This window comes from Paenarthrobacter sp. NyZ202 (assembly GCF_049860755.1).
Classification (GTDB): domain Bacteria; phylum Actinomycetota; class Actinomycetes; order Actinomycetales; family Micrococcaceae; genus Arthrobacter.
Genome location: NZ_CP187556.1, coordinates 3,190,362 through 3,216,927, shown reverse-complemented (window position 1 = coordinate 3,216,927; position 26,566 = coordinate 3,190,362). Strand labels below are relative to the sequence as shown.

Sequence of the window (26,566 nt, the reverse complement as noted above, 5' to 3'; positions counted from 1 at the left end):
CTTTAGAGGAGAACATGGCGTTCGGTCAGCCCCGCATCGAATACAAGACGAACGAGCAAATGCGGAAAATGCAGGAAGCCGGGTTGGTCCTCAGCCGGGCACTCGATGCTGCTGTCGCAGCTGCCAAGGCAGGAGTCACCACCAAGGACCTGGACGACGTCTTTGCGGCGGTCCTCAATGATGCCGGAGCAAAGTCCAATTTCCTGGGCTATCACGGCTTCCCTGCCACCATCTGCACCTCCGTGAACGAGGAAGTGGTGCATGGGATCCCCGGAGGCCGGGTCCTCGAAGACGGTGACATCATTTCCATCGACGGTGGCTGCATCGTGGACGGGTGGCACTCGGACTCTGCCCGCACCGTGATCGTGGGCACGGCGGACCCCGAAGACCAGCGTCTTTCCGACGTGACGGAAGCTGCCCTGTGGAGGGGCATCGCGGCCCTGGCCAAGGGCAAGTTCGTGGGCGACATCGGCAATGCCGTTGATGACTACGTTTCCTCGGTGCCGGGCAAGCCGCTGGGAATCCTGGAGGACTACGTCGGCCACGGCATCGGCTCCGAAATGCACATGGCGCCCGACGTCCTGAACTACCGGACAAACCACCGGGGACCGAAGATCCGCCCGGGACTGTGCCTGGCGATCGAGCCGATGCTTGTACGCGGAGGCATTGAGACCGCCACCCTGGATGACGACTGGACCGTGGTGACTACCGACGGCAAGCGCTCCTGCCAGTGGGAGCACTCCGTAGCCGTCCATGAGAAGGGTATCTGGGTCCTGTCCGCACCTGATGGCGGGGCAGAAAAGTTGGCGCCGCTCGGCGTCGTGCCCGTTCCGATCCCTTAGCAACAACAGGACAGGCGCGGGGCTGCCGTGGTTATTGGACCACTGGCAGCCCCGCGCTTCCTTGCTTTGTCAGAAGGGCTACGCCTTCAACTTCGGCTTCACATCCTTGGTGTAGATGCCCTCAAGGGTTTTCTTGAGCTCCGTCATGGTCGCCTTGACGTCGCCCTGTTGGGTGAGGATCTTTGCGGCGGCCTTGGCCATCTCCTGGTCGGCGCCGGGCAGGAACACGCGTGCGTTGTCCTGGACGCGGGTGACGGCCAGCTGGTCCATCGCGGTCTTGATCTGCGGCGTGGCAGCAAGCACGGCGGACATGTCGGCCGACAGACGCGTGGGCATGTACCCGGTAGCGGCCGAGAAAGCCGCCGTGTTGTCCGGTTCCGTCATGAACTTCAGGAACGTGGCGGCCGCAAGTTGCTCCTCCTTGCTGATGCCGCTCGGAATGCCCAGTCCTGCACCGCCGGTGGGGCAGACGCCCGAGGTGACCTCAGGGCCGCCGGGGAGGAAGCCGACGCCAACGTTGAACTTGGCCGCCTTGAGCACGCCCAGCAGAGAGCCCGTGGACGAAATGGTGGCGGAGGTGATGCCGGCGGCGAAGTCGTCGGCAGCCTCCTTGGAAGAAACGCCGGCCCAACCATCCTTGTAGATGGAGTCCTGCGCCCACTGCAGCGCGGCAACGGCCTTCTCTGAATCGCAGGTGATGTCCCAGTCCTTGGACCAGCTGCCGCCCCAGCCCCACAGGTTGTTCTGCAGCGTCCACCCGGCGTAACCGGCCAGTGCAGGGTAGATGTAGGCGTACTGGGCGCCCGAGGTTGCCTTGAGCTTTGGCGCCCATTCGGCGAATTCCTGCCACGTTGCCGGCGCCCGGTCCGGCAGGCCTGCCGCCTTGAAGTGGTCCTTGTTGTAGTAGAACAAGGGGGTGGACCGGCCATACGGAAGGGCCCACTGCTGGTTGTCGTACTGGTAGTCGTCAACCAGGGACTTCTGGAAGTCGTCCAGCTTGATGTCGAGCTGCTTCACCAACCCGTCAAGGGGAATGATGCTGCCATTGGAGAAGTACCGGAACCACCAAACGTCGGAGAGGACCACCAGGCCGGGCAGTCCGGTCTTTGCCGCCTGGGAGGTCTGGAACTTCTGGGCGATCTCCTCGTAGTTGGCACCTGCGGTGACAAGGTTCACCTTGATGTCGGGGAACTTCGCGTGGAATTTATCGATGATGGACTTCTCCACGTCCTGGGACTTGCCGGGGTGGTTGGTCCAGAAATCGATGGAGGCGGCGGGCTTGACGCCGCTGAAGTCGATGGCAGCCGTTTCGACGGCGGTTCCGGGACCCGCCGTCGACGGCCCACCGCAGGCTGCCAGGGCTGCTGTTCCGGCGCCGAAGCCTGCAAGGCCAAGGAAATGCCGACGGTCAAGATTCGTGCGCATGGTGCTTCCTCTCAAATGACGTGCGTAGATGCGAAATAGTGCGGGTGGAGAGTGTTAGCCGGTGACGCTGCCTTGCGTCAGTCCGGCGACGATGTAGCGCTGCAGCGCGGCGAAGACCAACAGGATGGGCACGATCACCAGGACAGCACCCGCCATGAGGATGCCCCAGCCTGCCCCGTTGCCCTCGGAGTTCTGGAGCAGGGTCAGGCCGACCGGCAGCGTCATGGTTTCGGGTCGGTCGGTGATGATGAGCGGCCAGATGTAGTCGTTCCATTCGCTGACCACCGTCACCAAGGCCACGGTGGCCACCGATGGCAGGGAGACGGGGACAATGATCTGCCACAATCGCCGCCAATGCCCGGCGCCGTCGATCTCGGCGGCTTCCAGGATGGAGGGCGGCAGGGTCAGGAAATGCTGCCGGAGCAGGAAGGTGCCGAATGCCGTGCCAAGACCGGGGAGGATGATGCCCCACAGCGTGTTCTTCCCGCCCATGCCCGCGATCAGGATGTAGTTGGGCAGGATGGAGACCTGCGCCGGCACCATGAGCGCCACCAGGATCAGCACGAAAATCACGTTCTTGAAGGGGAACCGGACGAACACCAGCGCGTAGGCGGTGAGGATTGCCAGGACCACCTTGATGGATGACCCAACCGCCGTGACGATCAGACTGTTGGTGAAAAACTGCGCGAACGGCACCGTGGTCATGGCCGTGGCGTAGTTCTCAAGGTTGAGCGACTCCGGCAGGATCTTCAGGTCCGTGGTCACGATCTCGCCGGGCTGTTTGAAGGAACTGAGCACCATCCAGAGCAGGGGGAGGAATACCACCAACGTGGCAATGATGAGCGGGATGTAGCCGGTTGCCAGGGTTTTGACCAGGTTGGCTGCGGACAGCGGCCTGGCGCGCGGCGGCTCTTGGTGTGGTTCGAGGGGAGGAACGACGGCGGCGGGAGACTGCGCGCTCATGAGTAGTGGACCTTTCGCTCAACAAAGCGCAGTTGGAGGACAGTGATGACCAGCAGGATTGCGAAGAGGGTCACCGAGATGGCGGCCGAGTAGCCTGCCCTGTTGTAGGCGCCGAACGCCTGGAGGTAGGCCTCGTAGATCAGTGTGCTGGTACCGTTCCCGAGCGGCGTCATGATGCGGATGAGGTCGAATGCCTGCAGGGAACTGAGCATGGTGGTGATCAGCAGGAAGAACGTGGTGGGGGAGAGCAGCGGCACCGAGATGTTGAAGAAGCGCCGGATGCTGTTGGCCCCGTCCAGTGCTGCGGCCTCCATGACGTCGCGCGGCAGCGACTGCAGGCCGGCGAGGTACACCACGGCGCAGTACCCGAGGTTCTTCCAGACGTAGACAATGATGACCATCGCCAGTGAAAGCTGGGGGTCGTTGATCCACTGGGGGCTCTGCTGTCCGAGCCCACGGAGGATCCATGCGAGCACGCCGTAACCGGGATCGAAGATGAACAGCCACACCAGGCCGACGCCCACCCCGGACAGGACATAGGGTGCGAATACCGCCGAACGGGCAAACGTGGTGCCGCGGACGTTCGAATTAAGTGCCAGTGCCACGAGCAAGCCCAGCACCATGGAACCGCCGACGGTAACCACTGTGAAGACTGCCGTGGTTCCAAGGACCTTGGAGGCATCCTCGCTGGCGAAGAACGTGACGTAGTTTTGCAGGCCCACCACTGTTGCCGAAGCCGAACCCAACGTCCAGTCCAGCGTGGAGTAGTAGATGTTGTTGATCAGCGGCCAGTATGTGAAGGTAGCGATCAGGGCCAGGTTTGGCAGGGCCATGGCCAGGAAGACGAGGAAATCCTTGCGGCTGCGGCCGGACCAGCGTTTGGCGGCGCGGACAGGTGCAGGCCTGAGTTCAGGCGGCACGGTGCCCGGTGCGGCCCCAGTTCCAGCGCGGCGGTAAACGAGTCGGGTAGTCATGGATCACTTACGTTGTGAGGCGAACTTTTAGGTGCCGGCCCGGATCGGGGCGGCGGGAGACAGCCCTAGCTCACCACAGCGCAAGGCCCTGGGCGGGCCAAAACCGGCCACAGTACCGATAGTTGGCTGACACTTCCGGACCCGTTTACTCGCCGTTACTCCGGAGTTGGGATTCGAGGCTTGGCTCCCACTTCCACCGGCCTTGGCCGCGAAGCCAGCCAGTGGAGAATGGAGCCATGAAGGCGATCACCGATGTTCCCGGAATAAGGGTTGGACACTCGCAAAAGGCTGGCGGGGGGTGGCTCAGTGGCGTGACCGTCGTGCTTCCGCCGCCTGGAACCGTGGGATCGGTGGATGTCCGGGGTGGGGGCCCGGGGACGCATGAGACTGACGCGTTGGATCCAACGACGCTCGTATCCACAGTGGATGCCGTGGTCCTCACCGGTGGGAGCGCCTTCGGCCTGGTAACCGCCCATGGGGCCCAGCGATGGTGCGAGGAGCAAGGGAGGGGTTTCGCCGTTCCCGGGACCGTGGTTCCGATAGTCCCGGCGGCGGCCATCTTCGACCTCGGACGCGGTGGCGACGTGCGCGCCCGACCCGACGAGGACATGGGCTACCAGGCAGCCGCCGCAGCCTTTGCCTCAGGCGACCATGCCGCCGTCGTGCGTGGAAACGTTGGTGCGGGAACCGGTGCCGTTGTTGCCCGAGGGCAGTTCAAGGGCGGAATAGGTACATCCTCGATCACGCTTGACCGTGGCGTCATTGTAGGTGCGCTGGCGGTGGTTAACGCGCTCGGGATGCCAGTGGGGCTGGGACCCGCCAGCGCGCGTCTAAGGTGGGGCCACGACGGCGGGGTTCCCTGGCCGAGCTTGCGAGGCGAGGGGGCCGTTGGGGAGGAACGACCGAGCGCGCAGAGGGTCGCAGACCCGCTGGCCCCACCTCAGGGACTCAACACCACGCTTGTCGTCATCGCTACGAATGCAATTCTGGATGTAGCGGAGTGCAGGCGGACTGCTTCGTCGGGCCACGCGGGGCTGGCCCGGGCGCTTGATCCTTCCCACACCCTCGCCGACGGTGACACCGTGTTCGCGTTGGCGACTGGCGCCGTCGGGCTTGACCGCAGCAGTGAGCAGGCGCGGCAGGTCTCACTCATCACGCTCCAAAGCGCCGCGGCAGAAGCCGTCCGGCTGGCGATTCTGGACGGCGTCACGTCGGCTGAAAGCATCACGACGGCGGCCGGCAGCTTCCCTGCCTACCGGCACGCGGGGGAGTGACGGGGCGGAAAAGGTGCGCTACCATGAACGGATTTAACTTTCACGCTTCAGTGGCGTAAAGTTGTCTGTTGGTTGTCTGTACAGCCACGCCCTTTTTGGTGTGGTGGTTCCAAGAGGGCCAAGCAAACAAAAAACGTCCGCTGGATCGCCGGTGCCTACCGGAGGACTGCGGCAAACAACAGTTAGCGGAGGATATGGCCAAGAAGGACGGGGTCATTGAGATCGAGGGCGTTGTGACTGAGGCGCTGCCCAACGCGATGTTTCGTGTTGAGCTGACCAACAAGCACATCGTGCTCGCACACATCTCTGGGAAGATGCGTCAGCACTACATTCGAATCCTCCCCGAGGACCGCGTAGTGGTGGAGCTGAGCCCATACGACCTCACACGTGGTCGTATCGTCTACCGCTACAAGTAAATTGCTGGGCGGCAGGGCATGTCCCGCGCCGCTCCAGCAGATCAACTGCAAAACACGCAAAGGAACGCCATGAAGGTCAAGCCGAGCGTCAAGCAGATCTGCGACAAGTGCAAAGTGATCCGCCGTAACGGCCGGGTCATGGTGATCTGCGAGAACCCGCGCCACAAGCAGCGCCAGGGCTAATTCCCCGCAAGGGAATCAGCGCCCGCAAGGGCAAACCTGGGTTGCTAACCCACGCAAGTAAATAAAGGCAGCACAAGCTGAGCTGGGACAGAAGTACAGAGCCCGGACAGCGTACCCCCGGTCGGAGGCTGGGGCCGCACTGACAGTGCGGGTGTACTGCCTACGACCTCCGGTTTATTCAAGGAGTACCGCCACTATGGCTCGTCTCGCTGGCGTAGACATTCCCCGCGAAAAGCGGTTGGAAATTGCGCTTACTTACATCTACGGCGTGGGCAAGACCCGTGCACACGAAACCCTGGCTGCCACCGGCATCAGCCCTGACGTTCGCGTCAAGGACCTGACTGACGCCGAGCTGGTCCAGCTGCGTGACTACATTGAAGGCAACTACAAGGTTGAGGGTGACCTTCGCCGCGAGGTAGCCGCTGATATCCGCCGCAAGGTTGAGATCGGCAGCTACGAAGGCCTGCGCCACCGCAAGGGCCTGCCCGTACGCGGTCAGCGTACGAAGACCAACGCTCGTACCCGCAAGGGCCCGAAGCGCACCGTCGCCGGCAAGAAGAAGGCCGGACGTTAATCCCAAAGGGATTGACCTGGTTTTCCCCCGATAACTTTCTGTAGGAGAAACAATGCCCCCGAAGACTCGTGGAGCGGTCCGTAAGCCGCGTCGCAAGGATAAGAAGAATATTGCGCTTGGACAGGCGCACATCAAGAGCACCTTTAACAACACCATCGTGTCCATCACGGACCCGACTGGCGCTGTGATCTCCTGGGCTTCCGCCGGTGAGGTTGGCTTCAAGGGCTCCCGTAAGTCCACCCCGTTCGCTGCCCAGATGGCTGCTGAGGCTGCTGCAAAGCGCGCCCAGGAGCACGGTCTGCGCAAGGTTGACGTTTTCGTCAAGGGCCCGGGTTCGGGACGCGAAACCGCAATCCGTTCGCTTCAGGCTGCCGGCCTCGAGGTTGGCTCCATTCAGGACGTCACCCCCAGCGCCCACAACGGTTGCCGCCCGCCGAAGCGCCGCCGCGTCTAATTAGGTTCTACCTGCCTGACGGCCGGGCCTGCTTGTGAAGGGTTGTCCTTTCGCAAGCATGGTCCGGCTGGTCAGGCTGGAAACCGAAGCCGATTTCCACCACCTGTGTTGCGTCATATAGCGGATGCTCGCTGAAAGGAAACCTAAGTGCTCATTGCACAGCGCCCCACCCTGTCTGAAGAAGTTGTAGCCGAGAACCGCTCCCGTTTCATCATTGAACCGCTGGAGCCGGGCTTCGGTTACACCCTCGGAAACTCCCTCCGCCGTACCCTGCTCTCCTCCATCCCCGGTGCCGCTGTTACCAGCATCCGGATCGATGGCGTGCTGCACGAGTTCACCACGGTTCCGGGTGTCAAGGAAGATGTCACCGAGATCATCCTGAACATCAAGAACCTTTCGGTTTCCTCCGAGCACGATGAGCCGGTTGTTGCGTACCTGCGCAAGCAGGGCCCCGGAGTCGTCACCGCCGCGGACATCGCTCCGCCGGCCGGCGTCGAATTCCACAACCCGGATCTGCACATTGCCACCCTGAACTCGAAGGGCAAGTTCGAACTCGAACTGACCATCGAGCGCGGCCGTGGCTACGTTTCGGCAGCTCAGAACAAGTCCGGCGACTCCGAGATCGGCCGTATCCCGGTCGACTCGATCTACTCGCCGGTCATGAAGGTAACTTTCCGCGTGGAAGCTACCCGTGTTGAGCAGCGCACCGACTTCGACAAGCTCATTGTCGACGTCGAGACCAAGCAGGCTATCGCTCCGCGCGACGCTGTTGCTTCTGCAGGCACCACCCTGGTGGAACTGTTCGGTCTGGCCCGTGAGCTGAACACCGCAGCTGAAGGTATCGAGATCGGCCCGTCGCCCACAGACGCTGCCCTGGCAGCTGACATGGCTCTGCCGATCGAGGATCTGGACCTGACGGTCCGTTCCTACAACTGCCTCAAGCGTGAGGGCATCCACACCGTGGGTGAACTCGTTGCCCGCTCCGAGGCTGACCTGATGGACATCCGCAACTTCGGTGCGAAGTCCATCGACGAGGTCAAGGCAAAGCTCGTGGAACTGGGTCTGTCCCTGAAGGACTCCCCTCCCGGTTTCGATCTCGCAGCCCGCGCCGCAGCCATCGAAGAGGACGACGCCGCGTTCAGCGACGACGAGCTCTAACAAGCAGATCTTGGTCGACGGGTCCAGTGATGGACCCGGCCGGCTTACACAACAGGAGAAATAACTATGCCTACCCCCACTAAGGGTCCGCGCCTCGGAGGCGGCCCGGCTCACGAGCGCCTGATGCTCGCGAACCTGGCAGCTTCGCTCTTCGAGCACAAGCGCATCACCACCACGGTTACCAAGGCCAAGCGCCTCAAGCCGTACGCAGAGCGTCTGGTCACCTTCGCCAAGCGTGGCGACCTTGCTTCCCGCCGCCGCGTTCTCGGCCTGATCAGCAACAAGGGCATCGTCCACGAGCTGTTCACCGACATCGCCAGCGCCGTTGAGAACCGCGATGGTGGCTACACCCGTATCACCAAGATCGGCAACCGCAAGGGCGACAACGCTCCCATGGCTGTCATCGAACTCGTTCTCGAGCCCGTTTCCCCCAAGCAGGCTGTAGTTGCTGAAGCTTCTGCCGCTGCTGCCCAGGCTGCTCCGGCTGCCGAAGCTCCTGCTGAGGAAGAGGTTGTAGAGACCGAAGCTGCTGAGGCTCCTGAAGCTGAAGCTGCCGAGGCCCCCGAAGCCGAGACTGAAGAAGCTCAGACCGAAGAGGCTCCGGCCGAAGAGGACAAGAAGTAATTCAGTAGACTTGGGTCTATGAATCAACAAAAACCCGCTGCCCCCGTTTCGGAGGGCGGCGGGTTTTTGCGTATCCGGATGGACCTCTCTTACGACGGTGGTCCGTTCAGTGGCTGGGCCGTGCAACCGGGACTTCTGACTGTCCAGGGTGCGCTCGAGGACGCACTTGAGTTGTTGGTGCGGCGGCCCGTGCGGGTCACGGTCGCGGGGCGCACGGACGCTGGCGTCCACGCCCGCGGGCAGGTTGTCCACGTCGACTTCACCTCCGCGGAGTGGTTCGGTCTGACGCGGGGGCACGACGTCGATCCTTCCGTTTCGCTGCTGCGTCGCCTTCGCGGCGCGTTGAGCCGGGTTCTTGGCGACCTCACTGGTTCCATCGAAGTGCACGACGCCGGTCTGGCGCCTGCCGGATTCGACGCCCGCTTCTCAGCCCTGTGGCGTCGTTACAGCTACCGGATTGCCGACGGCACCGAGCGTTGGGACCCGGTGCTTCGTGGGATCACGCTGTGGCATAAGGTCCCATTGGACGTGGCCTTGATGAACGCCGGGGCATCACTGCTGCTTGGCCTGCAGGACTTCCGTTCCTACTGCAAGCCCCGCGAAGGTGCGACCACCATCCGCGAGTTGCAGCGCTTCTCCTTTGACCGCGGTCCGGACGGAATCATCGTTGCCACGGTGCAGGCCGATGCCTTCTGCCACAACATGGTGCGCTCCCTTGTGGGCTCCACCTTGCGGGTGGGGGAGGGCCTGGAACCTCCGGCCTGGTTGCACGAGCGGTTGCTGGCCCGCGCCCGGGATCCGAAGTCCTTGCTGGCGGCCCCGCACCCGTTGGTCCTGGAAGAAGTGGCCTACCCATCCAATGACGAGTTGCTGGCCCGGGCGGAGTTGACGCGGGCCAAGCGGGAGTAGTCCGCTGTCTACGGTCGGGTCCGGGTGGCTGGGCCCGGACATTGGAGGACCCCCTCCCGGCTCTGGGTACCGGAAGGGGGCCGTTGTGGCCGTCCGCGGTCTGGGATCCGCGGAGGGCCGGTCTATTTCCCGCTGGCCAGGCTCAGCTGAAAGCCTCGAAGATTTTGATGACAGCCGGTCCGAGAAGGACGATGAAGAGCACCGGAAAGATGGAGAAGAGAAGCGGGAAAAGTACCTTGACGGGCAGTTTCATGGCTTTCTCTTCCGCAACTTGTCGCCGTTTAACGCGAGCCTGCTTGGCTTGGGCCCTAAGCACGTTGGCAATGCCGATGCCGTATTTGTCTGCCTGGATGACAGCCAGCACAAAGCTACGGATATCGGCTGCCACACAGCGCTCTGCTAAAGCTTCGTAGGCCTCCTGTCTGGGCCGGCCCACCTGAATGTCCTGCAGGGTGCGCATCAGTTCATGCGCCAACGGTCCTGCCCCGTAGGTTGAGGCCCGTTCAATTGCCGCTTCGAAGCCGAGGCCGGCTTCGACGGAGATCAGCATCTGGTCGAGGGTATTGGCGAATTCCAGTTGGATTGCTTCCTGACGCTTAATGCCCGTGTTGTAGACCAGCAGGTCCGGCAAAAAATACAGCAACGCCGTCAGGAACAGCGTAAATCCGATGCTCAGGGGGCTTGGCCCGGCGAGAATCAGCAAAATGCCGAACACAGCGCCGGCAAGAGCCAGGGTGGGCTTAAGCGCTATGACCTTTGTCAATGGCATGGATTTTGGTCGTCCGGCCAGAGCAAGCCAGTGATCGATCTTGGCTTCGTAACTGCCCGGGGTTAGTTTGCGGGCCACCCCGAGCATTAGCGGTGTGCGCTGAATACTGACTCCGGCACCTTGGGCGAAGCCCGACCCCAGATTCGTGTGAATGGCTACGACGCCCTTGCGGTCTATGGCCGACAAGGACCACACGAAGTAGGCGACAGGAAGAACGATGGTAGCGATGATCAGCCATGCGATGGGACTCATGACGTACTCCTAGAATTTGATCTTCACAGTGCGGCTCATCCAGAAGCCGCCAATGACGAACAAGATGGCGCTGACGACGAGCATCCCGATGCCCCAAATATTCGTGACGAAGATGGACATGTACTTTGGATTCATAACCGTCAGGATCAGGCCAACGCCGACCGGCAGGGCCATGAGGATGTAGGCAGAGATTTTGCCTTCAGCGCTGAGCGCTTTGACATGCGCCTTGATTTCACTTCGTTCACGAATCGTGCCACTGACTTGGTCGAGAACTTCTGCCAAGTCACCGCCCACTTCCCTGTTGATCTGGATGGCTTGCCCAATCCAGCGGAAGTCGTCACTGTCCATGCGATCGGCACAGTCCTCAAGGGCTTGGCGGGGATCTTTTCCGATCCGCACTTCGTTGACGATCCTGCTGAGTTCCTCGGATGTGGGGGCCTGGGCCTCTTGGGCCGCAGCTTCAAGGGAGCGCATGATGCTGTGCCCGACTCGAAGGCCACCGATCAACATCTGGATGGTGTCGGTCATTTGGGAATCAAAGACGCTGCGTCGTTTCCCGGTCTTGAGGGCCAGGACCAACTTGGCAATGAAGGGCGTTGCGATGGCAAGCAGGATTCCCACCAACAGGTTCAGCAGCAGGGAAGCCAAGACCCCGACGATGACCGTAGCTAAAGCGACCATGACAGTGAAATCGGCAGGGGCCTGCTTGACGCCCGCCATGTACAGAACCTCCCTGTTGAAGGGCCCGCCGGACCGTCCCATTGCTGTGTCGACGAACTGAACAGCTGATTGGGAAACCCGGCCAACGGTAGAACTGTCCGGAACGACACCTTCACGCCGCCGTTCCAGGGGTATCCGTCCATTGCGGGGTTTCAGTACAAAGATGAACACCACAAGCAGGGCCGCAAAGCACAAAGCAATCGACGAGACAAAAAGGATTGGCGAGTCCATTCTCATCGCCTCCCGACCGGGACGGGACCTACGCCAAAGACAGACGGAGACACGTGGATGCCCAACTCAGAAAACCTGTCGAGAAACCGTGGGCGTATACCGGTTGGAAGAGCACGCCCAAGGAAACGCCCTTGAGCATCAAGTCCGGCCGAATAGTCGAATAAGAAGGAGTCCTGAAGCGTTACGACATCTCCTTCCATGCCCTGGACCTCAGTAACGTGTGTCACCCGCCGCGTGCCGTCACGAAGCCTCGTCACCTGCACGATGAGATCCACGGCAGAAGACACTTGCTCTCTGATGGCACGCAGGGGCAGGTCCATCCCAGCCATCAAGACCAGCGTCTCCAGACGCGCTATGGCATCCCGGGGCGAGTTGGCATGGACAGTGGACAGCGAGCCATCGTGACCGGTGTTCATGGCTTGGAGCATGTCCAACGACTCCCCGCCACGGACTTCGCCGACAATGATCCGGTCGGGCCGCATGCGCAGCGAGTTGCGAACCAGATCGCGAATGGTGACAGCGCCTTTGCCTTCGATGTTTGGCGGTCGGCTCTCCAGTCGCACAACGTGCTGTTGTTGCAATTGGAGTTCAACGGCATCCTCGATGGTCACAATCCTGTCCGACTCCGGGATGAAGGAGGAGAGAACATTGAGGAGTGTGGTCTTACCGGTGCCCGTACCTCCGGACACTATGATGTTCAGCCGTGCGAGCACACAGGCACTGAGCAACTCCGCCATTTCGTGACTCATGGAACCCCACTCGATGAGATTGCGCACTGTGAGCGGAACATGGCTGAACTTCCTGATGGTGAGCGACGGACCGTTCACAGCCAGCGGAGGGATGATCGCGTTGACGCGCGAGCCATCCTCCAGCCGGGCATCCACCAGCGGAGAAGACTCATCGATTCGACGGCCGACTTTGGAGACGATTCTCTCGATGACTTTGCGCAGGTGTTCGTCGGAACTGAACTGTAGATCGGTCAAGGCCAAGTGTCCGTGGCGTTCAACGTAGATCTGATCGAAGCGGTTGACCATGACTTCCGTGACAGAAGGATCCTCCAGCAATCGTTGGAGTGGGCCATAGCCCATTACCTCGTCCGAGATTTCCCGTATCAGCCGTCGACGTTCCTCGGGTGACAGGGGCACCTGCTCATCGTCGATGAACGCCGAAAGTTCATCAACAGCAAAGGACCTGAGCTCCTCTTCGGATGCTGATGCGTCGCTGCTTCGTGTGCCCATTCGTTCAAACAGCGCCGACGCAGCCCGCTGCTTCAGGCCTGCCAGGGCATCAACGGCCGGTGCCGAGAGTTGCCCGCCGAGCATCGGTGCCGCCGGGGTCGAGAGCGGCAAAGCGGAGGCTGCTTCCATGCTCGCGTTACCCGGCTCAGGCGACCCCGAAGCGACCTCCACTGCGGTCAATGGATTGTTCTTGGTCAGTCTCTCTGAGAGTTTCATGACACCACTACCCTTCGGTGCAGCTTGTTCTGAGGGGTTGCCGCCAATCGGGGATCGAACCGCTCCACGAGCTTCTTCAGGCCCTTGAAGGCGGCGTCCCTTGTGGTTCCTTGAAGGACGGGCACCCCGCGGTTCGTTGAGAAGGGAAGATTTCTGGACCGAGGGATCACGGTGTCAATCGGAACACCGATAGTAGCCTCGACATCCTGGACGGAAATGCCGCTCTTCCTGTCGGCGAAATTGAGGACGGTATGGCGTCCCTGCGGTAGAAGCTGCAGCTCTTTGAGCACGCTGAAGGACTTCCGCAGTCCACGGATGCTTGGAACGTCCATCCCACATACCCAGACACCGTCTGTTGCCAATTCCAACGTGGCCAGACAGTGTTCACCGAGGCCAGGAGCGGTATCAACCACCACGTATTTGAACTCAGTAGCCAGCTGGTTGAGCAGCCGTGAGACATGTTCGGCGGTGATGTAATCCGATTCGGACGGCTTGCGGGGTGCACAGAGCGCATAGATCCCGGTTGGATGGACGGTAAGGAAGGCCTTGAGCACCATCGAGTCCTGCGCGGCAGGGCCATGCACGGCCTCGGTGATGGAGTGTTCAGGCTCGAGCAAAAGACCAGACGCTACATCTCCAAACTGAAGGTCCAGATCGACGATGACTACTCCCATCGGGGCCACAGCACCAAGACCAACGGCAAGGTTGGTGGCCACGGTAGTCTTACCCACGCCTCCCTTGGGCGACATGACTGCGATGACCCTGCCGCGATCCTGGCCGGGCTCAGCCGCGGGTTGCATGCCGCGCCGGCGGCTGGCAGCAGCCAGACAGGCCCGTTCAAGCAGCACACGTAGCTCGTGAACCTCGATTTCCGGAGAAACAATATCGCGGACTCCGGCATGCATCGCCCGCAGGACAAGGTCAGGTTCGGGGACAGACACCAGTAGCAGACTGATCTCCGGGTACTGGAGATCGAACACAGTGGCGAGTTTGAGGGCATCAGTTGGGTTCACGCCTGGACCAAGGATCATGACCTCAGGCGGGGCCCCTGTCAGCTGTTTGAAGACATCGTCGGTTCCACCCTGGAGTACGTCAGGGGACAGCGTTTGAAGGTCGCCATGCATTGCGCCGGAGATGGCTTGACGCACCCGCCCTTCAAAATCGCGGACGGCGGTGATAGCTACGAAGCGGCTCATTGGACCAGCCCTCCGAAGGTAGTTGTCGGGGGATCGCTCTTAACCGTCTTGTCTGTCTGCTTGGACAGCCAGAGTGAGCCGAATTCGGCACCAAAGACCATCTTGGCGGCGTTTGCGTCACTGACAGCAACAGTCACGTAGGCAGAGCCGTTCGGAAGCGCAACGCCCTTGTCTGTGCCGGCAGATTTCTCAGCCTCCGGAGCAGCCTGCTGAACAGCAGTGACGACCACGTCGTGGTAAAGCAGTTCGGTGAAGTCCTTCCACCCGGTCAGCTGGGCGGGCAGGCCGGAACCGGCAGGTACAGCCTCATCCAGCTTGAACGACGCATAGACCGTGACGGTGTCACCGGCTTCAATGCGGCCACCCAGGATGCGCTCCGGTGCGAGGACGAAGGTCGTTTCCTGTAGCCCTTCGGGGACGGGGACGGTCCCAGGGACGAGCTCGTTGGGGTTGACCAGCTTTACGCCGAGCAATTGCTCACCCGGTTGCAGATCGACGCTCGTCACCTTCCCTTTTTGATCGCTGAGGGCGCTGACTGTCCCTTGCGCGACTGCCGACTGCGGCAGGGTTTCAGATTTGACCTTGTTTCCGAGATCCTCGACCTTGGTGCCGGCGGGGACCTTTTCCTTGATAACGAGAACACTGACGGGTTCCAGCCCTTGCTGCGCCCGCTTGTCGGCTCCCTGAACATAGGTAACCAGCAAGACGGTACCGATGACTGCCAACAGCAGTGCTGCAATGCCTCCCAGTAGGCGTGCTTTCACTTTCGACTCCTTCGAGTTTTTTTGTGTAGAGGAGTAGCCCTTCCAGCGGCTACTCGGTGAGCGAGACGACCGAGGCGCCGTAATTCGGAACGCCTGTGGTTGCCTGCATGCCCTCTTCGAGGGACACGAAACGGGTGAAGTACCCCTGGAGCCCACGGCAATTTCCGTTGCAACTGGGAGCAAGGGGATCGACAACGGCCCCAGAGCCGCTGAACTTGTAGCCGGTTACCTGGAATGCTGCGAAGCCGATCAAGGTGTATTTCGCGTTGCTTCCATTGCCGGTAGCTGTGCTGAAAAGGGGGATGAGTTTCGGTTCATCCAGGAGGCTGGTGAGAACCGAATTGCAGGCGGCGTTGTTTGGGTAGTGATTGCCCGTTTGGCCGTTGACTGTAGAGTCCAGCGAGATATCCGTGGAACATCCTGTGTCCGTCACCAGCCAACCGAAGCCTCCAGGCTGGTAACCGTTCTGCGCGGCACACCCTGGGACGGTTGGTGCATTTTCGTCGTAACGGAGCAACAGGTGTGTAGGCGTGGGGTCACCCGTAAAGGTGCCAGTGGAGTTCAGCGACGCGAGCTGGGTTGGAGAAAGATACTTCTTGAAGACACACTCGCTCACCGTCCAAGGTAAGGTGGTCGCGGACGAAGGAGCACCCCAGGATGCTTCAGCCTCAGCGTCCACCTGCGTGGTCTCGAACCCCAGAACGCGTGCAAAGAATAGCGAGAAGCTGTTTTCCCCTGCCGAGTCCCGCGCGTTGGTGACGACGCGAACCGTCGTTGCGGCCGGGAAGCTGACCGTCGCCCCGCTGGTGTTGTCGTTGGAGTTGTTGTTGGCGAACTGGTTTCCGGTAGCGGTGCTGTCGCCGCAACTTCCGCCGGCGCAGTCCGTAGCGATCGCCAAGGCTGCGGCGTCAGCTCCGTTCTGGAGCTGAGCCTTTTCTGCGTAAAGAGCACCGACATCGACGGCCAAGGCTGCGAATCCCAGCAAAGCAACCATCATGGCAGCGACGAGCACGGTGGCTGCGCCACGCTCCTTGGAGTCCTGGTCCGACGTCTCTGGATTTGGAGCCGCCACCCTTTTCAGCCACCGCATCGCATTACTCCTACGCCTGTCATGTTGAGTGGAAAAATTCCCGGAGCGCCAAAGAAGCCAGCGTCCAGGAACCCTGACATCGATGGCAGAGAGACGCTGGTTGTTACCGTGACGTTTGACCCGGGAGCGCAACTGGATGCGTTGTCGCTGACGGACACGCCGAGACCGTCGAGAGATGGCGCGGAACCAAGCGCGGTGCCAGTGACATCCAAAGTGCCATCCTGATAGTGGACCGCGGCGTGACGGGCGCCTTCCCGGGCTGCCTGTGTCAGTGACACCTGGACGTTGAGCGCGCGTCCAAACTCAACAATTCCAACCAGAATCAGCAGTAGAACAGGTAAAAGAATTGCCATTTCCACGGCTACTGCGCCGCGCTCGTTGCTTTTCGGTTTCATGACCGTCTCCCAGACCCAGAATGACGAGCAGCAATGTGCCCTTAAAGAAAAGGTTGGCCGCGGCGGCGACGGGAGTCGCCATCGCAGCCAACCGTCCGTGCGCTTTACAGGTTGCCGGCGACGCCGATGAAGAGGTCGCGGATTGCCGGGCCAAGGATGATCAAACCGGCGATGACGACAATGGCGATCAGGGAGACCATCAGGCCGTATTCCACCATCGTCGCGCCCTTCTCTTCCTTGGTGAAACGGTCCTTGACGCCGGCGATGTACGAGGTAATGGTGAACATGAGAGCAGACATTGGAAAATCCTTCCCAGAATGAATTTTGGTGAGTTGGTTTGTTCAGATATAGGTCCGCAAATTATATGAATTTGCTACGTCCTCCGAACTACCCCCGTGTTGTCTTAGCGGTTCGGATTTCGATAAATCAAGAATTCACCCTGGGCCTGCAGCTGAACAATGCGTAGCCGTACTCGAATTGCCGAAACGGGCATTACCCGGCCACCCGGAAGCGGGCAGGGGAGTACTCAGTTTTCGCGGGAATGAAGCCGTCGGACTACTTGGTTTTGACAGTAGCCTTACGGAAAAGGGCCCAAAAGGAGTCCGGTCCGGGTACCTGCCAACTGTCTACTGGAGTACCAAAATGACGCCCAGGGTGGCCAGGAACATGGCCGGTCCGTGGGCGGTTTCCACCGCTTTTTCCTTGCGGCCAAGGCGTAACATCAGCACCGTGAGCACCCCGCCCACCACGAATCCCAGTAGTCCGCCGTAGAGTACTTGCTGCCAACCCAAGTACCCCAAGTACAGTCCAATGGGTGCTGCGAGCTTCACATCGCCCATTCCAAGGCTCCCCGGCGAAATAAGTCCCAGAATCAGGTAGCCGGCGAACAGGATTGCGCTCCCCGCGAGGGCGCGCAGAAGGTCCGGCCAACCCGGAGCGAGTGCCGCGGATCCCGCAAGCAGCAGCAAACCGCCTCCTAAAAGGAGCAGCACCAGGGGATTGGGCAGCAAATGCAGGCTGAAATCAATGCGGGAAAGCTGCACGCCCAGGACTGCCAGTAAAAGAAATGCCGGCAGTTCGGCGGAAAATCCAAAACGCCACGTCAGTAAAGCGAACAGCAGTGAGGTGACGGCCGCCGTCGTGATCCGTACCTTCAGTGAGGGAAGTCCGCCGAGCCGCGGCAGCCACAGTGCAATGAGCCACTCGGCAACGGGACTCAGGGCGAGTCCGGCGAGGGTGGCGAGGAGCAGGAGGGCGGGCCCGTCGGTCATCTTGTCTCCATCACGCGGCGAACGTCCCCGGGGGGGCGGATACCCCATTTTGACCCGGGGTGCCGCCTGACGGTATTGTTTATAGTCGTTGTGCGTGTCCTATCTCGATCACACATGCCCATTGGGGATCCAGTTGCAGGGTCAGTAACTCAAGAAGCATTTCGAGGTTCCGGGATGACTGGTCTAAAGAGCCCTCACCTCTGCTCCGGTAACGCATACATAGTAGGTGCGCGCTGATGCGTGACGCCTAAAACATGAACGCCAGAACAAGAACGAGGCAAAACCGTGCGTACGTACACCCCGAAGCCCGGCGATATCAACCGCCAGTGGCACGTCATTGACGCCACCGATGTTGTCCTTGGTCGTCTTGCCAGCCAGACCGCAACACTGCTGCGCGGAAAGCACAAGCCGACCTATGCGTCCCACATGGACATGGGCGACTTCGTCATCATCATCAACGCTGAAAAGGTCGCCCTTACCGGTGCCAAGCTGGAGCAGAAGCGCGCATACCGCCACTCCGGCTACCCGGGCGGTCTGACCTCCGTCAACTACGCAGAACTGCTGGAAAAGAACCCGGTTCGCGCTGTTGAGAAGGCCATCAAGGGCATGCTCCCCAAGAACTCCCTGGCCGCACAGCAGCTGGGCAAGCTCAAGGTCTACGCAGGCCCGGAGCACCCGCACGCTGCACAGCAGCCGAAGACTTTCGAAATCACCCAGGTCGCCCAGTAGTCCTGGCCACCAAACAACTTTTTATTCAAGGAGAATCGTGGCTCAGAACGAAGAACTGACCGCCGAAGCCGTCGAGGCTGAGGAAAACCTCACCAGCTACACCTCTGAAAGCGCTCCAGCCGAGGACGCGCCCAAGAAGGAGCGCCCGGCACTGACCGTTGCCGGTGCAGCTGTTGGCCGCCGCAAGGAAGCCGTTGCACGCGTTCGCGTTGTTCCGGGTTCCGGCAAGTGGACCATCAACGGCCGCGAGCTGGCCAACTACTTCCCGAACAAGCTGCACCAGCAGGATGTCAACGAGCCGTTCCGCGTTCTTGACCTCGAAGGTGCATACGACGTCATCGCCCGCATCCACGGTGGTGGCCCCTCCGGCCAGGCTGGCGCACTGCGTCTCGGCATCGCTCGTTCCCTGAACGAGATCGACGTCGAGAACAACCGCCCCACCCTCAAGAAGGCTGGCTTCCTCACCCGTGACGCCCGCGTCATCGAGCGTAAGAAGGCCGGTCTCAAGAAGGCACGCAAGGCCCAGCAGTACTCCAAGCGTTAATCCGCTTCACCGGAAGCCCGTCCCGCCATATGGTGGGGCGGGCTTCCGCCGTTTAAGCGACGCTTGTGACGCTCCCGGACGCGCCGTGGCCGGGCGCTGCGCCGCCGTCGTCTAAACTTGAGCCGATGTCTAGATTATTTGGAACAGATGGCGTGCGCGGTCTCGCGAACGGATTGCTCACCGCGGAGCTGGCTATGCAGCTCGCCCAGGCCGCCGCCGTCGTACTTGGCCATGACCGCACAACCGATGGCAAGCGGCCACGCGCCGTCGTCGCCAGGGACCCCCGCGCCAGTGGGGAGTTCCTCGCCGCTGCCGTTGAGGCGGGGCTGTCCAGCTCCGGCGTCGACGTCTACGACGCCGGCGTGCTGCCAACCCCTGCTGCCGCTTACCTGGTGGCGGACCTCGACGCCGATTTCGGCGTCATGCTGTCGGCCTCCCACAACCCCGCCCCGGATAACGGGATCAAGTTCTTTGCCCGTGGCGGCCAAAAGCTTCCCGACGACGTCGAAGACGCCATCGAAGCGCAGCTTGGCAAGGAACCGCAGCGGCCGGTGGGCGGTGACGTTGGACGCATCCAGCGCTTCTCCGACGCCGAAGACCGCTACATCGTGCACCTGCTCCAGACGCTCCCCAAGCGGCTCGACGGCCTCAAGGTTGTCCTGGACTGCGCCCATGGCGCTGCAAGTGGTTGTTCACCGCAGGTGTTCAAGGACGCCGGCGCCGATGTCGTGGTGATCGGCGCGGAGCCGGACGGCCTCAACATCAACGAAGGCGTTGGCTCCACCCATTTGGGACCGCTGAAGGAAGCCGTGGTCAAGCACGGCGCGGACCTCGGGATCGCCCACGACGGCGACGCCGACCGCTGCCTGGCCGTGGACCATGAAGGCAACGAGGTAGACGGCGACCAGATCATGGCGATCCTGGCGCTGGCCCTCAACAAGGCCGGCAAACTCAAGGACAACATCCTGGTGGCCACGGTCATGAGCAACCTCGGCCTGAAGATCGCCCTGCGCGAGGCCGGCATCACCATCCGCGAAACCGCGGTGGGTGACCGCTACGTGTTGGAGGAAATGCGCGACGGCGGGTACAACCTTGGCGGGGAGCAGTCCGGCCACGTGATCTTCTCCGACTACGCCACCACGGGCGACGGCGTCCTCACCGGCCTGCAGTTGGCATCCCAGGTGGCGCTCACCGGCCGCAGCCTCCAGGAACTGGCCACGGCCATGCATAAGCTGCCGCAGCTCATGATCAACGTCAAGGGCGTGGACAAGGCCCGTGCTGCCACGGACGAAGGCGTGGCGGCGGCTGTGGCCGCAGCCGAGGAAGAACTTGGCGAGACCGGCCGTGTGCTGCTCCGCCCGTCCGGCACCGAAGCCCTGGTCCGCGTCATGGTGGAAGCGGCAGACATGGAGACCGCTGAGCGGATCTGCAAGGGTCTCGCTGCCGTGGTCAAGGAGCGACTCGGCGCCAACAGCCAGCTCTCCGTCTAGGACAACCACACGGCCCGTTTCCCTACGTACCAGGGAAACGGGCCGTGTGCCTTTTAAACGCAGCTCACAGGTAGTCCGGTGCGGCTTCCAGCCCGAAGTACTGTTCCAGCGTGGAAATGCCCCGGGTGGCCATGTCGGTCGCGGCATCGACGCCGATGTACCGCAGGTGCCAGGACTCGTAGAAATAGCCCGTGGTGTCATGGAACATCCAGGGATACCGGACAACAAAGCCGTACTTGTGAGCGTTGGCCTTGGCCCAAATCGCCGCAGGCTGGTCCGCGAAGCACGGTTGGAAGCTGCAGGCGCCGCCGCCGTCGGCAATGTCGAACGCCCAGCCGGTCTGGTGTTCGGAGAAGCCCGGGCGGGCCGAAGCGCGGTCCGCGGCGGCCTGGCCGCTGCCCGCCACATGGCCGTTGTACGTGGCGATCTGCGTTGTGTAGGAACGGTAGCCGGAGGCCAGGGTCATGACGACGCCCTCCGCTGCGGCAGCGCCAAACATCTTTTCTGCGGCAGACGCCGTCGTACTGTTCACCATGCTGGCCTCGCCGCTGACGGCGAGCCGTACTGCGGGCTGGACCAGGTCCGCCGGCACGTAGTTCGGGGGATTGAGGGGGCGGTGCTTGTTGACCACCACCCACGGGCTGACGGGATCGGTGAGGGAGAAACCTGTCGCGGCAGCGCTCGACGGCGGCGGGCTGGCCGGGGTGCTGGATGCGGCGGCCGCGGGGGTCACCGCGGCAGGCTCGGACGCCATCGCGGCGCTGGGAGACGGGGTGGCCGTGGACACCTCCGCAGAGGCGGTGGAGCTTTCCGGAGTGCAGGCTGTGAGGACGGCCAGGCCGGCCCCGGCGGTGAGGAAGCCGGCAAAGGCCCGCCGTGAAGGCAGGGGACGGGACTGCACGGTGTCAGACCTTCCTGAGAAGCATGCGGCGGATGGAGTGGTCGGCGTCCTTGGTGAGCACCAGTTGCGCCCGGCCGCGGGTGGGCAGGACGTTCTCCTCCAGGTTGGGCTCATTGATGCGCTTCCAGATGCCACGCGCCGTAGATTCGGCATCGTCGTCGGACAGGGTGGCGTACCGGTGGAAGTAGGACTCCGGCTGCGCGAACGCCGTGGAGCGGAGCTTCCGGAACCTGTCGACGTACCATTCCTCGATGTAGGAGGTCTTGGCGTCCACATAGATGGAGAAGTCGAAGAAGTCGCTCAATGCGAGGCCCTGCTTGCCGTCAATGCGGGGACGCGCGGGCGCCAGCACGTTGAGGCCTTCGACAATGAGGACATCGGGACGGCGGACCACCACTTCCTTGCCGGGGACGATGTCATAGGTCACGTGCGAGTACCAGGGGGCACGGACTTCCTCGGCGCCGCCTTTGACTTCGGACACAAAACGCAACAGGGCGCGGCGGTCATAGGACTCGGGAAAACCCTTGCGTTCCAGCAGATGGCGGCGCTTCAGTTCGGCCAGCGGATAAAGGAAGCCATCGGTGGTGATGAGTTCCACATTCGGCGTGCCCGGCCAACGGCGCAGCATCTCGCGCAGCACGCGGGCGATGGTGGACTTGCCCACGGCCACCGAGCCGGCAACGCCGATGACGAACGGTGTGCGCTGGGTCTGTTCGCCCAGGAAGGTGGTGGTGGCGGCGTGAAGCTGGTGTGAGGCCTCCACATAAAGGTGCAGGAGGCGGGAAAGCGGGAGATAGACCTCCCGGACTTCCTTCATGTCAAGGGGGTCACCGAGGCCGCGGAGACGGAAAATGTCCTCCTCATTGAGGGGCTGCTCCATCTGGGCTGCGAGCCTGGACCAGGTCTGCCGGTCCAACTCAACAAAGGGGGAAGCGCCGTCGCCGTTTGCTTCGGTGCGTTGCAAAGTCACGCTCTCGATTCTGCCCTTAGCGCGGCGTAACAGGAAATGCGCGACGACCGGCAGATGAATTGTGGGTGATGCACGCCTCATGCTTGCGGCGGTGAGGGAGGACGTCCCACATCAGTTGTTTGCACCAGCCGCTAGGATTGTGCCCATGTGTGGAATCGTAGGCTATGTAGGCAATTCGTCTCGTCAGGGAGCTGGCCACAGCGCCCTTGACGTCGTTGTGGAGGGGTTGCGTCGTCTTGAGTACCGCGGCTACGACTCCGCGGGCGTCGCAGTGGTGGCTGACGGGACCATCTCCTCCCGGAAGAAGTCCGGCAAGCTGAGCAACCTGGTCAGCGAACTCGAAGCAAACCCGGTCCCGGAATCCCTGACCGGCATCGGCCACACTCGTTGGGCCACCCACGGCGGTCCCACCGACCGCAACGCCCACCCGCACCTGTCCGATGGTGGCCGCTTGGCGCTGATCCACAACGGCATCATCGAAAACTTCGCAGAGCTCAAGCAGGAGCTCATCGCCAAGGGCGTCACCTTCGAGTCCGAGACGGACACCGAAGTTGCTGCCGCCCTGCTGGGTGACATCTTCCGCAACCAGCTCAACGGCGACGCCGGCAACCTCACCCAGGCGATGCGCCTGGCCTGCCAGCGCCTGGAAGGTGCCTTCACCCTCCTGGCTGTCCACGCCGACCAGCCGGATGTCGTGGTTGCTGCCCGCCGCAACTCCCCGCTGGTTGTTGGTTTGGGCGAGGGCGAAAACTTCCTCGGCTCCGACGTCTCCGGCTTCATCGACTACACGCGCCGCGCCGTCGAACTGGGCCAGGACCAGATCGTCACCATCACCGCCGACTCCGTGGAAATCACCGACTTCTTCGGCGCCCCCGCCGAGGGCAAGGAATACCACGTCGACTGGGATCCGGCTTCCGCCGAAAAGGGCGGCTTCAACTCCTTCATGGAGAAGGAAATCCACGACCAGCCCGACGCGGTCGCGCAGACCCTCCTGGGCCGCTCGGACCTGAACGGCAAGCTCACCCTGGACGAGCTCCGCATCGATCCGGAGCTGCTCAAGCAGGTGGACAAGATCATCGTCCTGGCCTGTGGCACCGCCGCTTACGCCGGCCTCGTTGCCAAGTACGCCATTGAGAACTGGTGCCGCATCCCCACCGAGGTGGAGCTCGCCCACGAGTTCCGTTACCGCGACCCGATCGTGGACGCCAAGACGCTGGTTGTTTCCATCAGCCAGTCCGGCGAGACCATGGATACCCTGATGGCTGTCCGCTACGCCCGCGAACAGGGCGCCAAGACGATTTCCATCTGCAACACCAACGGCTCCACCATCCCGCGCGAATCGGACGCCGTCCTCTACACGCATGCGGGTCCGGAAATTGCCGTTGCCTCCACCAAGGCCTTCCTTGCGCAGATCACCGCTGCCTACCTCCTGGGCCTCTACCTGGCACAGTTGCGCGGCAACATCTTCTCCGGCCAGATCAAGGATGTCCTCGCGGACCTGAACAAGATCCCGGCCAAGATCCAGACCATCCTGGACGAGTCCGGCCCGCTGCGCGAACTCGCCCGCAGCATGAAGGACGAGAAATCCGTGCTGTTCCTTGGCCGCCACGTGGGCTACCCCGTAGCGCTGGAAGGTGCCCTGAAGCTCAAGGAAATCGCGTACATCCACGCTGAAGGCTTCGCTGCCGGCGAGCTCAAGCACGGCCCGATCGCCCTGATCGACGAAGGCCAGCCGGTCTTCGTAGTGGTTCCGTCCCCGCGCGGCCGTGACTCCCTGCATTCCAAGGTGGTCAGCAACATCCAGGAAGTCCGCGCCCGTGGTGCCCGTACCCTGGTGATCGCCGAGGAAGGTGACGAGTCCGTCAAGGCCTACGCCGAGCACGTGTTCTACGTTCCCGAGACGCCCACCCTGCTCATGCCGCTCCTCACCACGGTTCCGCTGCAGATCTTTGCCGCTGAACTGGCCGGGGCCAAGGGTTACGACGTGGACCAGCCGCGTAACCTGGCCAAGAGCGTGACCGTAGAATAACCCCATGATTGTTGGCATTGGCGTAGACGTCGTAGACATCGAGCGGTTCGGTCGGCAACTGGAACGGACCCCCGGCTTGCGGGACCGTCTGTTTGTTCCTGCTGAACGGGAACTCAACACACGGTCCCTGGCCGCCCGTTTTGCTGCCAAGGAAGCCGTCGCCAAAGTCCTGGGAGCCCCCGCGGGCATGAACTGGCAGGACTGCTGGATCGGACTCGACCAGAACGGCCCCACCATCCAGGTCAAGGGAACAGTGCTTGCTGTCGCCGAGGCCAAGGGCGTCAAGCGGTGGCACCTGTCCATGAGCCACGACGGCGGCATCGCCACGGCGACTGTCCTCGCCGAGGGATAGAACGGACACAACAGAATAATGATCAGCGCCTTCACCGGACAACAGATCAGGGATGCGGAAAAACCGTTCCTGGACGCCGGTGGGGGCGCTGTTCTCATGCAGCGGGCTGCCTACGGGTTGGCCCAGGCTGTGGTCCGGGAAGTGGGCAGGCGCCGAAAGCTGGCCGGGGCCGCCCTCACGGTCCTGGTGGGCAAGGGGAACAACGGCGGGGACGGCCTCTTCGCCGCCGCCATGTTGGCCCGCCGCGGGATGCGTACGACGGCGGTGCTCGCCTCACCGGAGGCGCACCCGGACGGTCTGGCTGCTTTTTTGGCCGCGGGTGGCCGGGTGTTGCACCTGCAGGGTGGCAATGCCGAGGAACTTGCCGTCGCAAGCGCCGGGGATGACGTTGTCATCGATGCCCTGCTGGGAACGGGGGCCCGGGGTGGCCTCCGCGGTGCGTCCGCTGAGCTCGTGGCGGCCCTGCAGGAACTGCGGCCCCGGTGCGTTGTGGCCTGTGATGTTCCCAGCGGATTGGATTCCAGTACAGGCGAAGTCCATTGGCCGGTGCTGCAGGCGGACCTCACCGTGACCTTCGGCGGGATCAAAGCGGGCCTCCTGACAGACCCCGGTGAGGGAAGCGCCGGGCGGACCGTGCTGGTGGAGATCGGCATCGAGGACGCTTTGGCATCCCAGGCGCCGGAGCTGCGCCGGCTCACAGCGCCGGATGCGGGTGCCCTCCTGCCGCATCCGCAACGCCGGTCACACAAGTATTCCCGGGGAGTGCTCGGTGTCGTCGCCGGGTCACCACGATTTGCCGGTGCCGCTGTGTTGAGCGTCCATGCCGCAGCCGTGGCCGGAGCCGGCATGGTCCGCTATGTAGGGCCTGAGGCGGCCGCACGGCAGGTCCTGGCCAGGACTCCCGAGGCCCTTTGGGAAGAGGGGACCTCCGGCAGGGTCCAGGCCTGGCTCCTGGGCCCGGGCGTTGACGGCCCCGGGCAGGAGGACCACGCCCGGACCGCTGCCCAGGCTGCCTTGGACGCCGGGCTGCCGGTCGTCGTCGATGCCGGTGCGCTGAAGCTCCTTCCGCAACGGTGCCCGCCGCAGTGGATCCTGACTCCCCATGCGGGCGAACTGGCCGTTTTGCTTGCCTCGCTCCCCTCCACGGGAGAGGTTGCCGTGACACGGGAGGACGTCGAGTCGCGGCCGCTCCACTTTGTACGGCAGGCCGCCCAACAAACGGGGGCCACCGTGTTACTGAAGGGCGCCACCACACTGGTGGCATCGCCGTCGGGCGTTGCCTTCAGCCAGTCCGACGGCACCCCCTGGATGGCCACCGCCGGAAGTGGCGACGTGCTGGCCGGGGTCCTGGGCGCCTTGCTGGCGCAGTCCACGGACGCCCTGATGGACGACGACGGAGCTTACGCCGCCTTGGGCCTGAAGCCCGAAGACCGCTGGGCTGCTGTTGCTGCGGCAGCGGCGGGGATCCATGGCCGGGCGGGCCGGGCGGCGTCGGAGGATTTTGTTGGAGGACCCCTTACAGCTTCGGCGATCATGGCTGCGGTACCCCGCGTCATTGGTTCGCTGATCGCGGAATGCGACCACGGAAAACCGTAAGGTTACTGTCCGTGTCG

General features: G+C 62.5%; 29 protein-coding genes. 15 read left to right on the top strand and 14 right to left on the bottom strand.

Annotated features, from left to right (window positions below; genetic code table 11):
• Positions 1–14: 14 nt before the first annotated feature.
• On the top strand, positions 15–842 hold the full coding sequence (gene map / locus ACPFL9_RS14905) for a type I methionyl aminopeptidase (RefSeq protein WP_426003622.1): 828 nt from the start codon (positions 15–17) through the stop codon (positions 840–842).
• A 78-nt stretch (positions 843–920) separates the two neighbouring features.
• On the opposite strand, the gene ACPFL9_RS14900 is transcribed toward map, so the two are convergent.
• Genes ACPFL9_RS14900 through ACPFL9_RS14890 form a run of 3 tightly spaced genes read right to left on the bottom strand, consistent with a single transcriptional unit; the run spans position 921 to position 4,204 of the window.
• Positions 921–2,267, bottom strand: a complete 1,347-nt coding sequence (locus ACPFL9_RS14900; RefSeq protein WP_426003621.1) for an ABC transporter substrate-binding protein — start codon at positions 2,265–2,267, stop codon at positions 921–923.
• A 54-nt stretch (positions 2,268–2,321) separates the two neighbouring features.
• Positions 2,322–3,230, bottom strand: a complete 909-nt coding sequence (locus ACPFL9_RS14895; RefSeq protein ID WP_426003619.1) for a carbohydrate ABC transporter permease — start codon at positions 3,228–3,230, stop codon at positions 2,322–2,324.
• Positions 3,227–4,204: a carbohydrate ABC transporter permease gene (locus ACPFL9_RS14890; RefSeq protein WP_426003618.1), complete on the bottom strand. Its 978-nt coding sequence runs from the start codon at positions 4,202–4,204 to the stop codon at positions 3,227–3,229. The genes ACPFL9_RS14895 and ACPFL9_RS14890 overlap by 4 nt, the downstream gene beginning before the upstream one ends.
• A 236-nt stretch (positions 4,205–4,440) precedes the next feature.
• On the opposite strand from ACPFL9_RS14890, the gene ACPFL9_RS14885 reads away from it, so the two are divergent.
• From ACPFL9_RS14885 to ACPFL9_RS14850, 8 genes are all read left to right on the top strand, one after another.
• The gene (locus tag ACPFL9_RS14885; protein ID WP_426003616.1) at positions 4,441–5,478 is read left to right on the top strand and encodes a P1 family peptidase; all 1,038 of its coding nucleotides are present in this window, start codon (positions 4,441–4,443) and stop codon (positions 5,476–5,478) included.
• A 194-nt stretch (positions 5,479–5,672) separates the two neighbouring features.
• The gene (infA, locus tag ACPFL9_RS14880) at positions 5,673–5,894 is read left to right on the top strand and encodes a translation initiation factor IF-1 (RefSeq protein WP_009358723.1); all 222 of its coding nucleotides are present in this window, start codon (positions 5,673–5,675) and stop codon (positions 5,892–5,894) included.
• A 69-nt stretch (positions 5,895–5,963) separates the two neighbouring features.
• Positions 5,964–6,077 carry a 50S ribosomal protein L36 gene (gene rpmJ / locus ACPFL9_RS14875; RefSeq protein ID WP_011775570.1) on the top strand — a complete coding sequence of 38 codons (114 nt, stop codon included), beginning with the start codon at positions 5,964–5,966 and terminating at the stop codon, positions 6,075–6,077.
• A gap of 196 nt (positions 6,078–6,273) precedes the next feature.
• A complete protein-coding gene (gene rpsM, locus ACPFL9_RS14870) occupies positions 6,274–6,651 on the top strand; it encodes a 30S ribosomal protein S13 (RefSeq protein WP_021472434.1) in 378 nt (125 codons plus the stop codon).
• A gap of 52 nt (positions 6,652–6,703) precedes the next feature.
• The gene (gene rpsK, locus ACPFL9_RS14865; protein ID WP_021472435.1) at positions 6,704–7,105 is read left to right on the top strand and encodes a 30S ribosomal protein S11; all 402 of its coding nucleotides are present in this window, start codon (positions 6,704–6,706) and stop codon (positions 7,103–7,105) included.
• A 147-nt stretch (positions 7,106–7,252) separates the two neighbouring features.
• Positions 7,253–8,263, top strand: a complete 1,011-nt coding sequence (locus ACPFL9_RS14860) for a DNA-directed RNA polymerase subunit alpha (protein WP_347108054.1) — start codon at positions 7,253–7,255, stop codon at positions 8,261–8,263.
• A gap of 66 nt (positions 8,264–8,329) precedes the next feature.
• Positions 8,330–8,887: a 50S ribosomal protein L17 gene (rplQ, locus tag ACPFL9_RS14855; protein WP_426003613.1), complete on the top strand. Its 558-nt coding sequence runs from the start codon at positions 8,330–8,332 to the stop codon at positions 8,885–8,887.
• Between the two features lie 18 nt (positions 8,888–8,905).
• Positions 8,906–9,796 carry a tRNA pseudouridine synthase A gene (locus tag ACPFL9_RS14850; RefSeq protein WP_426003612.1) on the top strand — a complete coding sequence of 297 codons (891 nt, stop codon included), beginning with the start codon at positions 8,906–8,908 and terminating at the stop codon, positions 9,794–9,796.
• A 142-nt stretch (positions 9,797–9,938) separates the two neighbouring features.
• On the opposite strand, the gene ACPFL9_RS14845 is transcribed toward ACPFL9_RS14850, so the two are convergent.
• From ACPFL9_RS14845 to ACPFL9_RS14805, 9 genes are all read right to left on the bottom strand, one after another.
• Entirely contained in the window at positions 9,939–10,817 is an 879-nt protein-coding gene (locus ACPFL9_RS14845) for a type II secretion system F family protein (protein ID WP_426003610.1), read from the bottom strand.
• Between the two features lie 9 nt (positions 10,818–10,826).
• Positions 10,827–11,768, bottom strand: coding sequence for a type II secretion system F family protein (locus tag ACPFL9_RS14840; RefSeq protein WP_426003609.1), 942 nt, complete (start codon positions 11,766–11,768; stop codon positions 10,827–10,829).
• Between the two features lie 2 nt (positions 11,769–11,770).
• Positions 11,771–13,090, bottom strand: coding sequence for a CpaF family protein (locus ACPFL9_RS14835; RefSeq protein WP_426007589.1), 1,320 nt, complete (start codon positions 13,088–13,090; stop codon positions 11,771–11,773).
• 128 nt (positions 13,091–13,218) lie between these two features.
• Positions 13,219–14,418, bottom strand: coding sequence for an AAA family ATPase (locus ACPFL9_RS14830; RefSeq protein ID WP_426003607.1), 1,200 nt, complete (start codon positions 14,416–14,418; stop codon positions 13,219–13,221).
• The gene (gene cpaB / locus ACPFL9_RS14825; protein ID WP_426003605.1) at positions 14,415–15,182 is read right to left on the bottom strand and encodes a Flp pilus assembly protein CpaB; all 768 of its coding nucleotides are present in this window, start codon (positions 15,180–15,182) and stop codon (positions 14,415–14,417) included. The genes ACPFL9_RS14830 and cpaB overlap by 4 nt, the downstream gene beginning before the upstream one ends.
• A gap of 49 nt (positions 15,183–15,231) precedes the next feature.
• On the bottom strand, positions 15,232–16,272 hold the full coding sequence (locus ACPFL9_RS14820; RefSeq protein WP_426003604.1) for a pilus assembly protein TadG-related protein: 1,041 nt from the start codon (positions 16,270–16,272) through the stop codon (positions 15,232–15,234).
• Positions 16,260–16,667: a TadE/TadG family type IV pilus assembly protein gene (locus tag ACPFL9_RS14815; RefSeq protein ID WP_426003602.1), complete on the bottom strand. Its 408-nt coding sequence runs from the start codon at positions 16,665–16,667 to the stop codon at positions 16,260–16,262. Before ACPFL9_RS14815 ends, ACPFL9_RS14820 begins: the two co-directional genes overlap by 13 nt.
• Positions 16,668–16,771: 104 nt before the next feature.
• Positions 16,772–16,966 carry a Flp family type IVb pilin gene (locus tag ACPFL9_RS14810; protein ID WP_426003601.1) on the bottom strand — a complete coding sequence of 65 codons (195 nt, stop codon included), beginning with the start codon at positions 16,964–16,966 and terminating at the stop codon, positions 16,772–16,774.
• Positions 16,967–17,293: 327 nt separating this feature from the next.
• Positions 17,294–17,938, bottom strand: a complete 645-nt coding sequence (locus ACPFL9_RS14805; protein WP_426003599.1) for a prepilin peptidase — start codon at positions 17,936–17,938, stop codon at positions 17,294–17,296.
• A 285-nt stretch (positions 17,939–18,223) separates the two neighbouring features.
• Between ACPFL9_RS14805 and rplM the strand changes: the two genes are divergently transcribed.
• The 3 genes from rplM to glmM all read left to right on the top strand — a co-directional run bounded on the left by rplM (position 18,224) and on the right by glmM (position 20,701).
• Positions 18,224–18,667: a 50S ribosomal protein L13 gene (rplM, locus tag ACPFL9_RS14800; RefSeq protein ID WP_426003598.1), complete on the top strand. Its 444-nt coding sequence runs from the start codon at positions 18,224–18,226 to the stop codon at positions 18,665–18,667.
• A 37-nt stretch (positions 18,668–18,704) separates the two neighbouring features.
• Positions 18,705–19,211 (top strand): 30S ribosomal protein S9, encoded by a 507-nt coding sequence (gene rpsI, locus ACPFL9_RS14795; RefSeq protein ID WP_021472449.1) that lies wholly within the window; start codon positions 18,705–18,707, stop codon positions 19,209–19,211.
• Positions 19,212–19,336: 125 nt separating this feature from the next.
• Positions 19,337–20,701 (top strand): phosphoglucosamine mutase, encoded by a 1,365-nt coding sequence (gene glmM, locus ACPFL9_RS14790; RefSeq protein WP_426003597.1) that lies wholly within the window; start codon positions 19,337–19,339, stop codon positions 20,699–20,701.
• Positions 20,702–20,765: 64 nt separating this feature from the next.
• Here the strand turns inward: glmM and ACPFL9_RS14785 are convergent, their stop codons facing one another.
• Both ACPFL9_RS14785 and coaA read right to left on the bottom strand, forming a co-directional pair.
• Positions 20,766–21,602: a M15 family metallopeptidase gene (locus ACPFL9_RS14785; protein ID WP_426003596.1), complete on the bottom strand. Its 837-nt coding sequence runs from the start codon at positions 21,600–21,602 to the stop codon at positions 20,766–20,768.
• 4 nt (positions 21,603–21,606) lie between these two features.
• Positions 21,607–22,572: a type I pantothenate kinase gene (coaA, locus tag ACPFL9_RS14780; protein ID WP_426003595.1), complete on the bottom strand. Its 966-nt coding sequence runs from the start codon at positions 22,570–22,572 to the stop codon at positions 21,607–21,609.
• A gap of 145 nt (positions 22,573–22,717) precedes the next feature.
• Between coaA and glmS the strand changes: the two genes are divergently transcribed.
• Genes glmS through ACPFL9_RS14765 form a run of 3 tightly spaced genes read left to right on the top strand, consistent with a single transcriptional unit; the run spans position 22,718 to position 26,549 of the window.
• Entirely contained in the window at positions 22,718–24,601 is a 1,884-nt protein-coding gene (gene glmS, locus ACPFL9_RS14775) for a glutamine--fructose-6-phosphate transaminase (isomerizing) (protein WP_426003594.1), read from the top strand.
• 4 nt (positions 24,602–24,605) lie between these two features.
• A complete protein-coding gene (locus ACPFL9_RS14770) occupies positions 24,606–24,953 on the top strand; it encodes a holo-ACP synthase (protein ID WP_018776647.1) in 348 nt (115 codons plus the stop codon).
• A gap of 18 nt (positions 24,954–24,971) precedes the next feature.
• Positions 24,972–26,549, top strand: coding sequence for an NAD(P)H-hydrate dehydratase (locus ACPFL9_RS14765; protein ID WP_426003591.1), 1,578 nt, complete (start codon positions 24,972–24,974; stop codon positions 26,547–26,549).
• Positions 26,550–26,566: the final 17 nt, after the last annotated feature.

What these genes read in the sequence shown, in the direction of transcription:
- map (WP_426003622.1), top strand. Translation starts at nt 15, where the DNA reads ATGGCGTTCGGTCAGCCCCGCATCGAATACAAGACGAACGAGCAAATG.
- ACPFL9_RS14900 (WP_426003621.1), bottom strand. Translation starts at nt 2,267, where the DNA reads ATGCGCACGAATCTTGACCGTCGGCATTTCCTTGGCCTTGCAGGCTTC.
- ACPFL9_RS14895 (WP_426003619.1), bottom strand. Translation starts at nt 3,230, where the DNA reads ATGAGCGCGCAGTCTCCCGCCGCCGTCGTTCCTCCCCTCGAACCACAC.
- ACPFL9_RS14890 (WP_426003618.1), bottom strand. Translation starts at nt 4,204, where the DNA reads ATGACTACCCGACTCGTTTACCGCCGCGCTGGAACTGGGGCCGCACCG.
- ACPFL9_RS14885 (WP_426003616.1), top strand. Translation starts at nt 4,441, where the DNA reads ATGAAGGCGATCACCGATGTTCCCGGAATAAGGGTTGGACACTCGCAA.
- infA (WP_009358723.1), top strand. Translation starts at nt 5,673, where the DNA reads ATGGCCAAGAAGGACGGGGTCATTGAGATCGAGGGCGTTGTGACTGAG.
- rpmJ (WP_011775570.1), top strand. Translation starts at nt 5,964, where the DNA reads ATGAAGGTCAAGCCGAGCGTCAAGCAGATCTGCGACAAGTGCAAAGTG.
- rpsM (WP_021472434.1), top strand. Translation starts at nt 6,274, where the DNA reads ATGGCTCGTCTCGCTGGCGTAGACATTCCCCGCGAAAAGCGGTTGGAA.
- rpsK (WP_021472435.1), top strand. Translation starts at nt 6,704, where the DNA reads ATGCCCCCGAAGACTCGTGGAGCGGTCCGTAAGCCGCGTCGCAAGGAT.
- rplQ (WP_426003613.1), top strand. Translation starts at nt 8,330, where the DNA reads ATGCCTACCCCCACTAAGGGTCCGCGCCTCGGAGGCGGCCCGGCTCAC.
- ACPFL9_RS14850 (WP_426003612.1), top strand. Translation starts at nt 8,906, where the DNA reads ATGAATCAACAAAAACCCGCTGCCCCCGTTTCGGAGGGCGGCGGGTTT.
- ACPFL9_RS14845 (WP_426003610.1), bottom strand. Translation starts at nt 10,817, where the DNA reads ATGAGTCCCATCGCATGGCTGATCATCGCTACCATCGTTCTTCCTGTC.
- ACPFL9_RS14840 (WP_426003609.1), bottom strand. Translation starts at nt 11,768, where the DNA reads ATGGACTCGCCAATCCTTTTTGTCTCGTCGATTGCTTTGTGCTTTGCG.
- ACPFL9_RS14835 (WP_426007589.1), bottom strand. Translation starts at nt 13,090, where the DNA reads ATGCTCGGCGGGCAACTCTCGGCACCGGCCGTTGATGCCCTGGCAGGC.
- ACPFL9_RS14830 (WP_426003607.1), bottom strand. Translation starts at nt 14,418, where the DNA reads ATGAGCCGCTTCGTAGCTATCACCGCCGTCCGCGATTTTGAAGGGCGG.
- ACPFL9_RS14820 (WP_426003604.1), bottom strand. Translation starts at nt 16,272, where the DNA reads ATGCGGTGGCTGAAAAGGGTGGCGGCTCCAAATCCAGAGACGTCGGAC.
- ACPFL9_RS14815 (WP_426003602.1), bottom strand. Translation starts at nt 16,667, where the DNA reads ATGAAACCGAAAAGCAACGAGCGCGGCGCAGTAGCCGTGGAAATGGCA.
- ACPFL9_RS14810 (WP_426003601.1), bottom strand. Translation starts at nt 16,966, where the DNA reads ATGTCTGCTCTCATGTTCACCATTACCTCGTACATCGCCGGCGTCAAG.
- ACPFL9_RS14805 (WP_426003599.1), bottom strand. Translation starts at nt 17,938, where the DNA reads ATGACCGACGGGCCCGCCCTCCTGCTCCTCGCCACCCTCGCCGGACTC.
- glmM (WP_426003597.1), top strand. Translation starts at nt 19,337, where the DNA reads ATGTCTAGATTATTTGGAACAGATGGCGTGCGCGGTCTCGCGAACGGA.
- glmS (WP_426003594.1), top strand. Translation starts at nt 22,718, where the DNA reads ATGTGTGGAATCGTAGGCTATGTAGGCAATTCGTCTCGTCAGGGAGCT.
- ACPFL9_RS14770 (WP_018776647.1), top strand. Translation starts at nt 24,606, where the DNA reads ATGATTGTTGGCATTGGCGTAGACGTCGTAGACATCGAGCGGTTCGGT.
- ACPFL9_RS14765 (WP_426003591.1), top strand. Translation starts at nt 24,972, where the DNA reads ATGATCAGCGCCTTCACCGGACAACAGATCAGGGATGCGGAAAAACCG.